We start from the raw sequence: 13056 nt of genomic DNA on the forward strand, positions 1-13056 counted from the left end.
CATTTCCTCTTGGAGGAGTAATGATGGACAAAGGTCCATGATTATTTCCAAATGGCCAATATGCCTTTGATCGTCTTCAGGGATCTGAGATCCCGCTTTAACGCCATTCCGCCCAATGTTCAGGGCATGATCTGGATCGCCCTTTCGGGGTTGGTCTTTTCCTGCTTCATGGCAATCGTGCGCTATGTCGGCGCCACGTTGGACCCGATCCAGACCGGGTTCCTGCGCTATGCCTTCGCGCTTTTCTTCATGGCGCCCTTCTTTATGAAGCTGCGACCATCGGATCTTCGCGGCGCCAAGCTGCTGATGCATGCCCTGCGCGGGTTCCTGCACGGTTCCGGTGTTTTGCTCTGGTTCTATGCCATGTCGCGGATGCCCCTGGCTGAAGTCACGGCAATGGGCTTCACGGCGCCGGTCTATACCACGCTGTTGGCCGCCCTGTTCCTTGGAGAGGTCATTCGCCTGCGCCGCATCGTGGCCATTGCGCTCGGACTCTTCGGTGCCCTTGTCATCATCCGTCCGGGTTTCGAGGTCGTGGATCCTGGCGCAGTCGCCATGCTGCTCGCGGCGCCAATCTTTGCCTGCGCCGATATCGTTGCGAAGAAACTGACGGTAACGGAAACGGGCGCCGCAGTGGTCGCCTACCTGTCGGTCTTCGTGACCATCTTCACCTTTATCCCGGCTCTGTATGTCTGGCGGGCACCAACCGTTGAAGAACTCGTACTGGTTTTCATCACTGCCGGTTTGGCGACGCTTGGACATCTGCTGATGACCCAGGGTTTCAAGGTCGCGGAAATGTCTGCGATCCAGCCCATCAAGTTCGTCCAGCTCGTCTGGTCCGCCCTGATCGGCTTCGCGATCTTCGGTGAAGTGCCGGAGATTTTTACCTGGATCGGGGCGGCGATCATCGTCGGCAGCATTTCCTACATCGCGCACCGCGAAGCGGTCGCCCGGCGCAAGCGCGCCGGGACCTGATTTCCGGCATTATCTTCGGGGCCATTGGGACCAGAGGATGGCCGACAAGATCACGCCGCCACCGATAAAGGTCGCTGTCGGGGGAACTTCAGACAGGATCAGGAATGCCAGCAGCGGCGCCACAGGTGTTTCCAGAGCGCTGAGCAAGGCGGTCTCGGCGGAGGGCAGCAGCCGGGCGCCAGCCATCAACGTGACGGACGCGACCGCGAAGACCAGACCGAAACCGGTCATGGCAGGCATGTATTCGGGCGCGGCATCGAGCGGCGCGGCTACGAGCAGAGCGACGGGAAGCAGCACGATGGAAGAGAGAGCGGAGGGTATCCCCGCCGGCGTCTCCGGCCACCGGCGATAGACCACCATTGAGCCTGCGAGGGTTATGGTCATCCAGAGCGCCAGCAGGTCGCCTCTCAGGCTGGAGGCGCCTATAGACCCCCCGAATATGATCAGAACCCCTGCAAGGGTGGCACCGCTGGCAAGTATTGTTCTGCTCGTCGGTCGTTCCCGCAGACAAATCCAGGCGAGGATCGCAGCCAGAAAAGGCACGGTGGCGTAGATCAGGGCGACGTTGGCGATGCTGGTGAGTTTAAAGGACGAAATGAAGGCGGCTGACCCGCTCGCCCCGAGCAGGCTGACGAACAGGGCGGGCCAGCCGAAGCTGGCAAGCTCCCGTCGCAAGCCGTTGGTCATCAGTAGATAGCCAAGAGTGAAACCGGTGGCTGTCAGACCGCGCCAGAAGACAATGGTCCAGGCGTCTTCCGGAACGCCTTTCGTGAACAGACCGGCTGTGCTGAAGAACAGAACGGAGATGCTGACAAGGCAGACGCCCCGGAGGCGTGGCGATGGCGTGGACAGACTGATAAGCATGGCAGCATTTCCTCGGCGGGATAACTGGGCTGGCACTCAGTATCAATTTCCTGCTGACAGCATGCTGTCAGGAATGATTTGTTATTTTTCAGTATGAAAGGCGTTCATCAATGCGTCCTACTGACAGATTGTTCGAGGTCATCCAGATTTTGCGCGGAGCCCGCACTCCGGTAATCGCAGCGCGCCTTGCCGAACAGCTTGAGGTCTCGGTCCGGACGATCTATCGCGATATCGTGGCGCTTCAGTCCATGCGGATACCGGTCGCGGGTGAGCCCGGCATTGGCTACGTCCTGCAGCGCGGTTATGACCTGCCGCCGATCAATTTCGATATCGAGGAAGCGGAAGCCATCTCCGTCGGATTGTCCATGCTGGCGCGGACGGGTGATGCAGGGCTGAAGAGGGCGGCAGAGCGCGCCGCGCGCAAGCTCAACGCCGCCACACCGCTTAGCGAGGCCTTGCTGACGAGTAGTTGGGGCGCGCCGGATCTGGATCTGCTTCCAGAGATCCGGGCTGCGATCCGGGAAGAGCGCACCTTGCAGATCGTCTATGCAGGCGATGCAGGCTCCCTGACCCGGCGCAAGGTCCTGCCGATTGCCCTGATCTACTACGCCGAGGTTGCCGTGCTGGCGGCCTGGTGCCGGTTGCGGAAGGACTTCAGGCATTTCCGGCCGGACCGGATGCATGAATGCACGCCGCTGGACGAACGGTTCGAAGGCGAGGGCGGGAGCCTCAGACGCGCCTGGGAGGCGAGCCGTTCAACCGGTCCCGCCGCCAATCGCCTTGCCGGTCAGAGGTCGAATTCGACAAAAACCGGATAATGGTCGGAAGCGATCTCGTCCGTCGCCGCCCAGCTCTTCGTAACCTTCGGCGCAAGATCGTCTGTCGTCAGCACATGGTCGATCTTGTAGTCGGCGTCCCGGGTATAGAGGGTCGAGACGCCTTCCTCGCCGTTACCGGCGGCAACCCAGCTATCGACCAGCTGGTCATAATGCCGGGTCCGTCCGTGCTTCGGGTGCGGCTCGCCGCAGAGATGGGCATATTCCTCGGATGTCGGGCGGCAATTGAAATCGCCCGCGAGAATTGCGGAGCGCGGCGCCGGTGCGAATGCCAGCCCTTCCGTCCAGTCGAAGGCCGCTTCCGGCGGAAGCGGATGCGGGCCGTCAATCGGGCCGCCTTCGTAGGGCGCGCGGAAGATATACTCTCTCAGCGCCTCGACCTGCGGCATGCGATGCGACGGTGCCTGGTGTGCCAGGTGGGTGCTGTAGACCCGGATCGGGCCCGAGGGAGCGTCTACAATCGCTTCCACCGCACAGCGCTGCAGGTCGAATACGCCCGGTGACGGTTTCTTCCGCAGATGCAGGGTGCGGGACGCCGTGATCGGCCAGCGGCTTGCCACCATGTTGCCGAAGGTCCGGCGCCGGTTCACGACCTTGCCGCTCTCGTTCCGAAAGCTGCCATCCACATTGAAGCTGGAGCCGAAGACATAGAACAGGTTCAGCCGCTCCGCGATGCTGGCGGCCTGGTCTTCATAATCGTCCCGTGGCCAGTTCTGCACCACTTCCTGAAAACAGATGATATCGGCAGCGGCGACGGCATCGGCAATGCGGCCGGTATCGAAGGCGCCGTCCTGACCGAGGCCGAACTGGATATTGTAGGTCGCGAAGGTAAGGGGCATGACGGTTCCGGCAAGATGTCTGATGGAATGACCGGAACCTTAGCGGGGGAGCATGACAACAGCGTGACGCGGTCAGGAAAATCATGCGGAGAGCTAGGCTTTGCGCAGGATCATCCCGTGCTTTTCGTCTCCATCGAACCCAAGTTTTTCATAGAAGCCGCTTGCCTCGGCGCGCCGTCCGGTCAGCAACATGACCTTGTAGGCATCGGCAGCCCATGCCGCATCGATCAGTGCGTTCATCACGCCACGTCCGATGCCCCGTCCCTGATGCGTCTTCAGGGTCACGACATTCTCCACCAGCGCATAGGGGCGGCCGCCATAGGTCATGTTCGGCATCAGGTGGATTGTCGCCATGGAGACTATGCTTCCGTCCATCTCGGCGCCGTATATTGCGGTACCGTCGCGATCGAGAACTTCCCGGAAGCGATCCCGGCCGAAATCTCCGTCCGCGACCGGCCTCGTTCCGGACAATTCCCGATACAACGCCAGTGCGTCATCGAAGTCGTCAGGTCGCAGTGTCCGGTAAAGCATCGGGACCCATCCCTGCCGCTCGGCGCCTCAGGCGTAGAGGTGGCACTCCACGCGGCCGTCGGCATCCATAATGACCGGCGGCTTGTCTACCGAGCAGGGGCCGAACGCCTTGGCGCAGCGCGGGTGGAAGGTGCAGCCGCTGGGCGGGTTGATCGGGTTCGGGAAAGCGATGCCGAGACCGCTGTCCGGCACGCCGAGACCGGGCTCCGGCGTCAGCACGGAACTGAGCAGCGCCTTTGTGTAGGGGTGACGCGCCTTGTCGAACAGGGCCTCGGTGCCTGTCTCCTCGACGATCCGGCCGAGATACATTACCGCCACCTTGGTAGCGATATGCTCCACCACGGCGAGGTTGTGGCTGATCAGCACGTAGGTGAGGTTCAACTCTTCGCGCAGATCCATCAGCAGGTTCAGGATCTGGGACTGCACCGAGACGTCAAGCGCCGAGGTCGGCTCGTCGCAGATCACGATTTCCGGCTTCATGATCAGGGCTCGGGCAATGGCGACGCGCTGACGCTGACCGCCGGAAAGCTGGTTCGGATAACTGTCATAGACCCGGCGCGGCAGGCCGACGATGTCGAGGATGTCCTCGACCGATTTCCGCCATGACAACGGATCGCCGACCTTGTGGACGCGTAATGGCAGGGAAACGATGGAGCCAATCGTCTTGCGCGGGTTGAGAGACGAATAAGGATCCTGGAAGATCGGCTGGATGCGGCGGGCGATCGCTTTCCGGTCGCCGTCCCGATCGACCGGTTTGCCGTCGATCATGATTTCCCCGTCGGTCGGCATCTCAAGACCGAGCAGGATCTTGGCAAGAGTGGATTTGCCACAACCGGATTCCCCGACCAGGCCCAGGACGTCGCCTCTGTCGATTTTCAGGGAAACACCATTCACTGCCCGCAGCGGCTGCTTCGGGCTGAAGATGCCGCGGCGGATCATGTAGGTCTTCGTCACGTCCCGCATTTCGAGGACGGGGGGCGGGGTCTGTCCGGTCATGCGGATACCAGCTCCTTCGCATTAGCTTCACACGCGGGCACATCGAGGGTGCAGCGGTAACCGCGCCCCGGGCTCAGCGTATGGAAGGGGTCTTTCGTGTCGCATTCGCCATGCGCGAAGGCGCAGCGGTTGCGGAAGCTGCATCCCTTAATGTCGCCGATCAGGGTCGGGACGATGCCGGGGATGGAGCCGAGGCGGGAGCCGCGCGCGGTCTTGCCGGGCACCGGGATGCAGTTGATCAGACCCTGGGTATAGGGATGCAGCGGCTGATTGAAGATTTCGTCGACCGTACCGGCCTCGACGATCTTGCCGGCATACATCACGGCCACCTTGTCCGCGACGCGGGCAACTACGCCGAGATCGTGGGTGATCAGGATCAGGGCCGAGTTGAACTCCTTCCGGAGCTCCGCCAGCAGGTGCAGGATCTGCGCCTGGATGGTGACGTCGAGCGCCGTGGTCGGCTCGTCCGCGATGATCAGCTCCGGGTCGCACATCAGCGCCATGGCGATCATCACGCGCTGACGCAAACCGCCGGAAAGCTGATGCGGGTATTGTGAGAGGCGGCTGGCTGCCGCCGTGATGCCGACCCGCTCGAGCAGGTAGATGGCACGGTCCCGAGCCTCTTTGTCGCTCGCATTCTTGTGCCGTATCAGCGGTTCCATCAACTGGTTGCCGATTGTGTAGGCCGGGTTCAGCGAAGTCATCGGCTCCTGGAAGATCATTGCCATCCGGTTACCGCGAATGGCCGCCAATTCCCGTTCCTTCATACCGAGGAGATCGGTGCCGACGAAATGCATTCTGTCCGCACTGACCTTGGCCCGTTTCGGGAGCAGCCCCATGATGGACAGGGACGTAAGGGATTTGCCGCAGCCGGATTCGCCAACAATGCAGAGCGTTTCCCCCTTATCGACAGAGAAATCGATGCCGCGAACTGCGTGCAGGTCACCCGAGGGGACCGGGATGTCGACTGTAAGGCCGCTGACTTCAAGAACTGCTGACACGCTTCGCTCCAATTTGGGAGTTGAGGGGGGCTTGCATCAGTTTCTGTTCTCCGGTGCAGTAACGTCACGGATGCCGTCGCCGACGAGGTTGATCGCGAGCACCAGCAGGAAGAGGGCGACACCCGGTATTGTGATCATCCAGGCTTCAAAGAGGATGTAGTCCTTGCCTTCTGACACCATCAGCCCCCATGAGGGCAGTGGTGGCTGCACGCCCATTCCGAGGAACGACAGCGCCGCTTCGAGCAGGATCGCATGTGCCATCTCAAGGGTCGCGACCACGATCAGATTGTTCATGATATTCGGCATGATTTCAGTCAGCAGGATGCGCGGCGTTGAACACCCGACGGCCTTGGCCGCTGCGACATAGTCCATTTGCCGAATTTGCATGGTTGCCGACCGCATGACCACGGCATAGCGATCCCAGAGCAGCAACCCAAGCACGCTGATCACGACCGTAAGAGATCCGCCTATCAGAGCGACGACCGCGAGTGCGACGAGCACCACAGGCATGGAGAGGCGCACGGTGATAAGGAAAGTCACCACCATGTCGACGCGGCCGCCGAAATAGCCTGCGGCCACACCCAGTGTTGTGCCGATGACGCCAGAAATGAAGGCGGCTGCGAAACCGATCAGCAGGGATATCTGGGCGCCATACATGATGCGGGAGAGGTAGTCCCTGCCAAGCTGGTCGGTGCCGAGCACGTGTTTCCACTCGCCCGTCGTCCACACAGGCGGCTTCACACGGGCCAGAAGTTCCTGGAAATAGGGATCGTGAGGCGCCAAAAACGGCGCCGTGAGCGCCATCAGAAACATGATGACGAGTATGCCGCCGCCGATCATCAGGCCCCGGTGACCGAATATACGACGTCTCAGCTGTTGGCCCGGTGTCGGTCCGACGATGTCTTCCGCAGCGGGCAGGCCACGATTGGCGATAGTTGTGGTCATGTTCTCAGCCCACCCGGATACGCGGATCGAGCCAAGCGTTCAGCAGATCCGAAAGGAATGTCAGGACGATATAGAATAGCGAAAAAACCAGAACCACGGCCTGCACAACCGGCAGATCGTTCCGTCCGATCGATTCCCAGGCGAGGTAACCGGCACCATGCAACGCGAAGATGCTCTCGATCACAATCGAGCCGCCGAGCATGAAGCCGAATTGGACGGCGGCCAGCGATACGACGGGGATCACGGCGTTGCGCAGAGCGTGTTTGAAGAGGATGACGTGCTGTGGCAGTCCCTTGGCCCGGGCCGTGCGTATGTAATCAGAGCCCAGTACCTCAAGCATACCGGTCCTGGTCAGTCGCATGATGGCAGGTGTCGCATAGTAGCCGAGCACAATGGTCGGCAGGACGAAGTGCACCCAGGTCTCCGACCCGGTGGTCGGAAAGATCGGGTACCAGACGGCGAACATGACGATCAGCACCAACGCGAACCAGAAGCTCGGCATGGCCTGCCCAACGACGGAAATGCCGAGGGCAAGGCGATCAAGCAGGCTGTTCGGGCGCATGGCTGCAAGCACACCGAGGGGGATCGACAACAGGATCGCAAAACTGATGGCCGAGACACCGAGGGTCATGGAGACGGGCAGGCGCTCCAGTAACAAGTCGGCAACTGGGATCCTGAAGTAGTAACTCTCTCCGAAATCGCCGCGGAACGCGTTGAGCGCCCATTCGAAATACTGCACCACAATTGGACGGTCGAAGCCGTAAAGCTTCTCGATATACTCGATGTCAGCGTCGCTGGCCGTCTCGCCAGCCATGGAAATGGCCGGATCGCCCGCAAGATAGGTCAACGAGAACGTAATGGCTGACACCGTCATGGCGACGAGCAGAGCCAGAAACAGTCGTTTCAGGGTGTAGACCAGCATGCCTCAAATCCCGTAAGGCCGGTTTTTACCAGCTCGGATTATAATTAAGGACCCCCGCCCCGGCGTTCAGGCCGGAGCGGGGGCGAAAAGATGATCTGGTTATTTCCAGGATGCCGTGAAGAACCGCGGAATCTCGTCGGATGTCGGCGTGAAATCGACGTCGTTCGAGAAGGCGTAGTTCGTGTTGTAGGACCACAGCGGCAACCAGTAGGCCTGCTCGGCGATCAGTTTGAGCGCTTCGCTGTAGGCCTGCTTGCGGACTGCCGAATCCACCGTGGTGTCGCCCTTCTGCAGCAGCTCCTTCACTTTCGGATCGAGGGCAAGGTCGTCCTTGCCGTGCGTGAAGAAATGGCTGGTGATCGCCGATACATCATTGATCGAGTAGGATCCCCAGGTCATGAAGGCCATCGGGACTTCCTTGGACCGGATCTTGTCACGCAGGGCCGCGTACTTCAGATAGCTGAAGTTGGCCTTGATCCCGACCTCGCTCAAGAAGTTAAGCATCGCTTCGGCGTAGTCCCGGTTCCGGTAGGCATAGAAATCGATGGCGAAGCCATCCGGGTATCCGGCTTCCGCCAGCAGCGCTTTCGCCTTGGCCGGGTCATACGGGTACTTTGTCACATCGCTCTCGCAACCGAACTGGCTGGGGAAGCATGCGGAATTCACCACCTGCGACTTGCCGCGGACCAGCGCCTCGACGATGGCGTTCCGATCTATGGCATAGGAGATCGCCTTGCGAACCAGCGGGTTCTTCAGCGGTGTGTCGCCTGTGATACCCGCCGCATCCATGGTGATGTAGCCGATGCGGAAGGTTTCCTCGTTGATGATCTGGACTTTGCCTGAGGATTTCAGGCGGTCGGCCTGGTCCGCGGGCACCCGCCACATCCAGTCGGCCCGGCCAGACAGAAGCTCTGCGATCTGGGTGTTGCGTTCCGGGATCGTGCGTTGGACGATCTTGCCGATGGTCGGCGCGCCTTTCGGCCCGTCCTTCATGTAGCCATCGAATTTTTCCCAGACGATCTTCTTGCCGGGTTCCACTTCGGTGATCTTGTAAGGGCCGGAGCCGACGGGTTTCTGGCCCATGCCGTCCGGACCGACTTTAGAATAGTAGTCCTGCGGATAGATCGGGACAGATCCGGAAACAAACTCAAGAGCGGCCGGGAACGGTTCTTTCAGCATCACCTGGACTTTGTACTTGTCCAGTTTCTTGGCTTCCTTGATCCAGTTCACATTGCGCTGGGTCTTCACGCCGCTATCCGGATTCGCGACCCAGTTATACGTGAAGACCACGTCGTCGGCGTCGAGTTCCTCGCCATTGTGGAAGGTGAGACCTTCGCGCAGCTCGAACTCGAGCGTGGTATCATCTACCCACTTGAAGGATTTCGCGATCAGCGGCACGTAATCCATCGTCTTCGGATCGCGGTACAGCAAACCGTCCCAGGTCAGGCGGGTAACGATGATGCCTTCACGGGCGGTGTTGAAGTAGCTGTCAACATTCTCCAGTTCGCGTTCCCACACGATGTTCAGTGTGTCGTCTGCCTTGCCAGCGAGAGCCGCTGGAATAGCAGAGACAAGCGCCAGCGAAGCCAACGCTGACGCAGCAAGAAATTTCTTCATGTCCACTCCTGTTCGTTAGGCCGGTTTCTGGACTGCGAGCGAAAGTTGGGCGGGCCGCGCAGCCGTCGGACTGACTGTCCGGACCGATTGGGGACGAACAGCATTGCAGGCAAAAATTGTCATTGCAAGAATTAGGAAGGCTATTCGCATAAAATTAATATGGGTTATGGCATGCTTGGTTGCGCGATCTTGAATTTGACCCGCTTTAGACGTGGGCGAGGTTTGATGGCGCAGGAATCCCGTATTTCTCAGCCCATGGCTGCAGCGCCTCCATGATGCCGGAATAAAGCGGTACGCCATTCTCCAGGCCGTCGCGGCGCTTCCGGATCGCGTTCTGTCCGGGCAGGCGCACCGGGGTTCCGGGAGTGGCGGGCTTGGTGGCAAGGCATTTCGCGACGATGTGGTCGATCTGCCGGTTGAAGGCGTCTCTACCCGAGAACGCGGTTGGATCGGATACGTTAATGTACACGCCGGCACCCCAGCCATCGGCAGGGTCTGCGCGACCATGTCCGGCAAGTCCTTGCGTCAGAGCTTCAATCATCAGCGCCAGACCGTAGCCCTTGTGTCCATACTCCTGGCCGCCGATGGGCAGGATCGTGCCTGGGGGATCGGTGAAGAGAACGCCCGGGTCGTCGCTTGCCGTGCCGTCCGCATCCATGACCCATTTTCCAGGCAGCTTCTTTCCCTCACTGTGCAACCGGCCGGTCAGCCCGTTCGTGGTGATGGAGGCGCTTGTGTCGATCAGGATCGGGTCGCCGCTGGTGGGGATGCCGACCGCAATCGGGTCCGGTGTAAAGAGCGGCTCGGTGCCGCCATAGGGAGCGACGCTGGCAACGGCCGGATCGGAAGACGTGATCTGCACCATGCAGCCATCCCGTGTTGCCCGCTCCAGGAAGACCGCGAGACAGGCGATGTGGTGGCTGCGCCGGATGGCGATGCTCGCGGTGCCGTAAAGCTTCGCGCGTTCGACGGCCTGATCCACCGCCCGGGCAGTGAGCCAGACGCCGGGCAGGCGGCGGCCGTCCCAGGTCGCCACGGCGCCCCGGTCGCTCAGCACTTCCGGGCCACCTTCCTTGCGCATGGTGCCGTCCTCAAGCGCTTTCAGATAAGGGGCGCAGAGCTGCAGGCCGTGGGTCGTATGGCCCATAAGATCGGCTTCGACGAGCAGGGGGGCGATTGTACCTGCCTTGTCTCGATCGAGACCCGCGGCTTCGAACAGACCTGTGGCGAAGGCCGTGAGCGCGTTTGCGTCGTAACGGTGTTCCATTGTTCCCCCCAATGCATTTTCTTTTGTCATAGCGAGCCTGCCGATTTGTGAAGACAATGGGAAGACCGGGGTTTCATGCGGGGAGAAAACAACAATGAGTGCGAGCGATTACGAGATCCGTGACGATCGTTTCCGCCGATGCGTCAAGGCGATCGAGACCGTCGAGCAGATCTGGACCGGCGGTAAATGGACCGAGGGGCCGGTCTATGTCCCGGCCTACAAGTCGCTCATCTGGAGTGATATCCCCAACGACCGCCGCCTGCGCTGGGACGAATGCAGCGGCGCGGTCGGCGAGTTCCGCATCAACGAGGGCGCCAATGTGAACGGCAGCACCCTTGATCGCGAGGGCCGGGTGATCTGTTGCGAGCACGGCAGCCGGAGTGTCACGCGCATGAACCACGATGGCTCTATCGAGACGCTTGCCGACCGGTTCGAAGGGAAACGCTTCAACAGTCCGAACGATGTGGTTGTGAGATCGGACGGATCGATCTGGTTCACGGATCCGGCCTACGGCATTGAATCCGACTATGAGGGTTTCGAAGGCGACGAAGAGATCGGCGGGCAGCACGTCTACCGGATCGACGGTACAACGGGTGCGATCACTCAGGTGACAGACGATTTTACCTGCCCGAACGGTCTCGCTTTCTCGCTCGACGAGACGAAGCTCTTCATCGCGGACAGCGGAGCGACGCGCTATCCGGGCGCGCCGAAGCATATTCGCGTGTTCGACGTTACGGACGATAACCGGCTGCGGGGCGGCGATGTGTTTGCCGAATGCGAGGCCGGCGTCTTCGACGGGTTCCGGTTCGACAACAAGGGGAAGATCTGGACCAGTGCGGCGGACGGTGTGCATTGCTACACGCCGGACGGCGACCTGATCGGCAAGATACTTGTCCCCGAAGTTGTCTCGAACCTCTGCTTCGGAGGGCCGAAGCGGAACCGGCTTTTCATTACCGCGACCAAAAGTGTCTACACGGTCCTGCTGGCGACGAGCGGTCCGCGCTAGTCGGCTGCGTCCTGGCTCCTTGCGGACAGTCTTTGGTGCCGTGCCGTCTCTAGCACGCCGGCAAGTACTTCGGTATGGAACCGGTCGCAGCCGATGCAAAGGTTGCGATAGGGCTCCCCTTTTACGGTGATGGTCTCTGACTTCTTCAGGAAGGTCTCGACATCCCAGCCGTGGGCGATGCCCATGCGCTCCGGATGGCCCATCGAGATTGCCTCGAAGGCCGGGTGGCCGACCAGGCTGTCGATGATGTCTTCCAGCGGCTCTTCCGTCAGGTTGCCGAGTGGCGCCTTGGTCTTCAGGCAGCAGGGGAAGACGTCGCCGTTCGGATCGATGGAGACCTCGGAGCCGGAGTAGCGCCGGTTCAGGAAGTTCAGGCCGCCGGACCAGACATTGCAGAAATTGTCGCTGATCGTGGCTTTCGAAAGGCCGTTCTTCCAGGCTCGGCCGCGCGGCCAGATTTTTCCAATCCAGGCATCCTCCGTCGCGCCGAAGAAGGAAAAGGCCGGCCCGTCATCTTCCCAGGCTCGCTTGGACGGCTCATGCACGAAGTCGCGCATGCCGGCAGCCTTGAACCACTGGGTCAGCTGTTCCTGTAGCGGAACCCGCTTCTCGCCTTCCATGCCAACGTGGAAATCGTCCATCCCCGCGACCGAGATCATGTAGATGCCGCGCTCCAGCAGCTCGTCGATGATCTTCTCGGTGAGCAGATCGCCCGTGGTCTGAACCACCAGCCTGACACCGCCCTGTGTATTGTATTTATCCCGGATCATTTCCAGCGCGGGATAGAGGATCGTCTCTCGCACCGGATCGATCAGCACCTCGCCGCCAGAGACAATGATCCGGCTGTTTCGCTCGACATAGCCGCCTGGCGCATTGTCGTCCGGTTGTTCGAGGTCGAGATAGGTCAGGCGTTCAGGAAGGTTCGCGATAATCCGCGGGAAATTCTCCTGCGCCGCGCCGACAACTGCTTTCAGCTCGTCGCGGACATAGGGCCGGAACTTTTCCTCGTAGCAATGCTTGCAGCGCCGGTGGCAGGCCCAGGAGAGGACGTAATAGATGCTTTCCATTGGTATTTCCCGATTTCACCAAGGTTAAGCATATGCCTGTTCCGGCCCGGTGTGTGAAATCACGCCTTCGTCAGGAGCCTGAAATCCCGGCAATGTCAGAGCCTATAGCCCGGTCCGGCTGACGGTTGAGCCGGGAGCTGTTGCTGAGTCCCGGTTGCGCGGGATGGTGGCTTCCGGTACCCCGTGAGTG

General features: G+C 60.7%; 13 protein-coding genes. 3 read left to right on the top strand and 10 right to left on the bottom strand.

What is annotated here, in order from left to right:
* The first annotated feature begins 51 nt into the window (after positions 1–51).
* Positions 52–975, top strand: a complete 924-nt coding sequence (locus tag VOI22_RS15305) for a DMT family transporter (protein ID WP_323797323.1) — start codon at positions 52–54, stop codon at positions 973–975.
* Positions 976–984: 9 nt separating this feature from the next.
* Here the strand turns inward: VOI22_RS15305 and VOI22_RS15310 are convergent, their stop codons facing one another.
* Positions 985–1839 (bottom strand): DMT family transporter, encoded by an 855-nt coding sequence (locus VOI22_RS15310; RefSeq protein WP_323797324.1) that lies wholly within the window; start codon positions 1837–1839, stop codon positions 985–987.
* 110 nt (positions 1840–1949) lie between these two features.
* Here VOI22_RS15310 and VOI22_RS15315 point away from each other — a divergent pair, with 110 nt between their 5' ends.
* Positions 1950–2657 carry a YafY family protein gene (locus tag VOI22_RS15315; RefSeq protein ID WP_323797325.1) on the top strand — a complete coding sequence of 236 codons (708 nt, stop codon included), beginning with the start codon at positions 1950–1952 and terminating at the stop codon, positions 2655–2657.
* Here VOI22_RS15315 and VOI22_RS15320 read toward each other — a convergent pair.
* The 8 genes from VOI22_RS15320 to VOI22_RS15355 all read right to left on the bottom strand — a co-directional run bounded on the left by VOI22_RS15320 (position 2627) and on the right by VOI22_RS15355 (position 10793).
* Entirely contained in the window at positions 2627–3514 is an 888-nt protein-coding gene (locus VOI22_RS15320) for an endonuclease/exonuclease/phosphatase family protein (protein ID WP_323797326.1), read from the bottom strand. The two genes, VOI22_RS15315 and VOI22_RS15320, sit on opposite strands and share 31 nt — an antisense overlap.
* A gap of 93 nt (positions 3515–3607) precedes the next feature.
* Positions 3608–4045: a GNAT family N-acetyltransferase gene (locus VOI22_RS15325; protein ID WP_323797327.1), complete on the bottom strand. Its 438-nt coding sequence runs from the start codon at positions 4043–4045 to the stop codon at positions 3608–3610.
* 27 nt (positions 4046–4072) lie between these two features.
* Positions 4073–5041, bottom strand: coding sequence for an oligopeptide/dipeptide ABC transporter ATP-binding protein (locus VOI22_RS15330; RefSeq protein WP_323797328.1), 969 nt, complete (start codon positions 5039–5041; stop codon positions 4073–4075).
* Positions 5038–6042, bottom strand: coding sequence for an ABC transporter ATP-binding protein (locus VOI22_RS15335; RefSeq protein ID WP_028467285.1), 1005 nt, complete (start codon positions 6040–6042; stop codon positions 5038–5040). The genes VOI22_RS15330 and VOI22_RS15335 overlap by 4 nt, the downstream gene beginning before the upstream one ends.
* Before the next feature lie 36 nt (positions 6043–6078).
* A complete protein-coding gene (locus VOI22_RS15340; RefSeq protein ID WP_051285144.1) occupies positions 6079–6987 on the bottom strand; it encodes an ABC transporter permease in 909 nt (302 codons plus the stop codon).
* 4 nt (positions 6988–6991) lie between these two features.
* Complete coding sequence (locus tag VOI22_RS15345) at positions 6992–7909, bottom strand: ABC transporter permease (protein WP_028467287.1); 918 nt, start codon at positions 7907–7909, stop codon at positions 6992–6994.
* A 99-nt stretch (positions 7910–8008) separates the two neighbouring features.
* The gene (locus VOI22_RS15350; protein ID WP_323797329.1) at positions 8009–9526 is read right to left on the bottom strand and encodes an ABC transporter substrate-binding protein; all 1518 of its coding nucleotides are present in this window, start codon (positions 9524–9526) and stop codon (positions 8009–8011) included.
* Positions 9527–9731: 205 nt separating this feature from the next.
* The gene (locus VOI22_RS15355; RefSeq protein ID WP_323797330.1) at positions 9732–10793 is read right to left on the bottom strand and encodes an Ldh family oxidoreductase; all 1062 of its coding nucleotides are present in this window, start codon (positions 10791–10793) and stop codon (positions 9732–9734) included.
* Positions 10794–10887: 94 nt separating this feature from the next.
* Here VOI22_RS15355 and VOI22_RS15360 point away from each other — a divergent pair, with 94 nt between their 5' ends.
* A complete protein-coding gene (locus VOI22_RS15360; RefSeq protein ID WP_323797331.1) occupies positions 10888–11799 on the top strand; it encodes an SMP-30/gluconolactonase/LRE family protein in 912 nt (303 codons plus the stop codon).
* On the opposite strand, the gene VOI22_RS15365 is transcribed toward VOI22_RS15360, so the two are convergent.
* Positions 11796–12866: a radical SAM protein gene (locus VOI22_RS15365; RefSeq protein WP_323797332.1), complete on the bottom strand. Its 1071-nt coding sequence runs from the start codon at positions 12864–12866 to the stop codon at positions 11796–11798. The genes VOI22_RS15360 and VOI22_RS15365 overlap by 4 nt on opposite strands.
* Positions 12867–13056: the final 190 nt, after the last annotated feature.

It is taken from the genome of Nisaea sp. (assembly GCF_034670185.1).
Taxonomy (GTDB): Bacteria; Pseudomonadota; Alphaproteobacteria; order Thalassobaculales; family Thalassobaculaceae; genus Nisaea.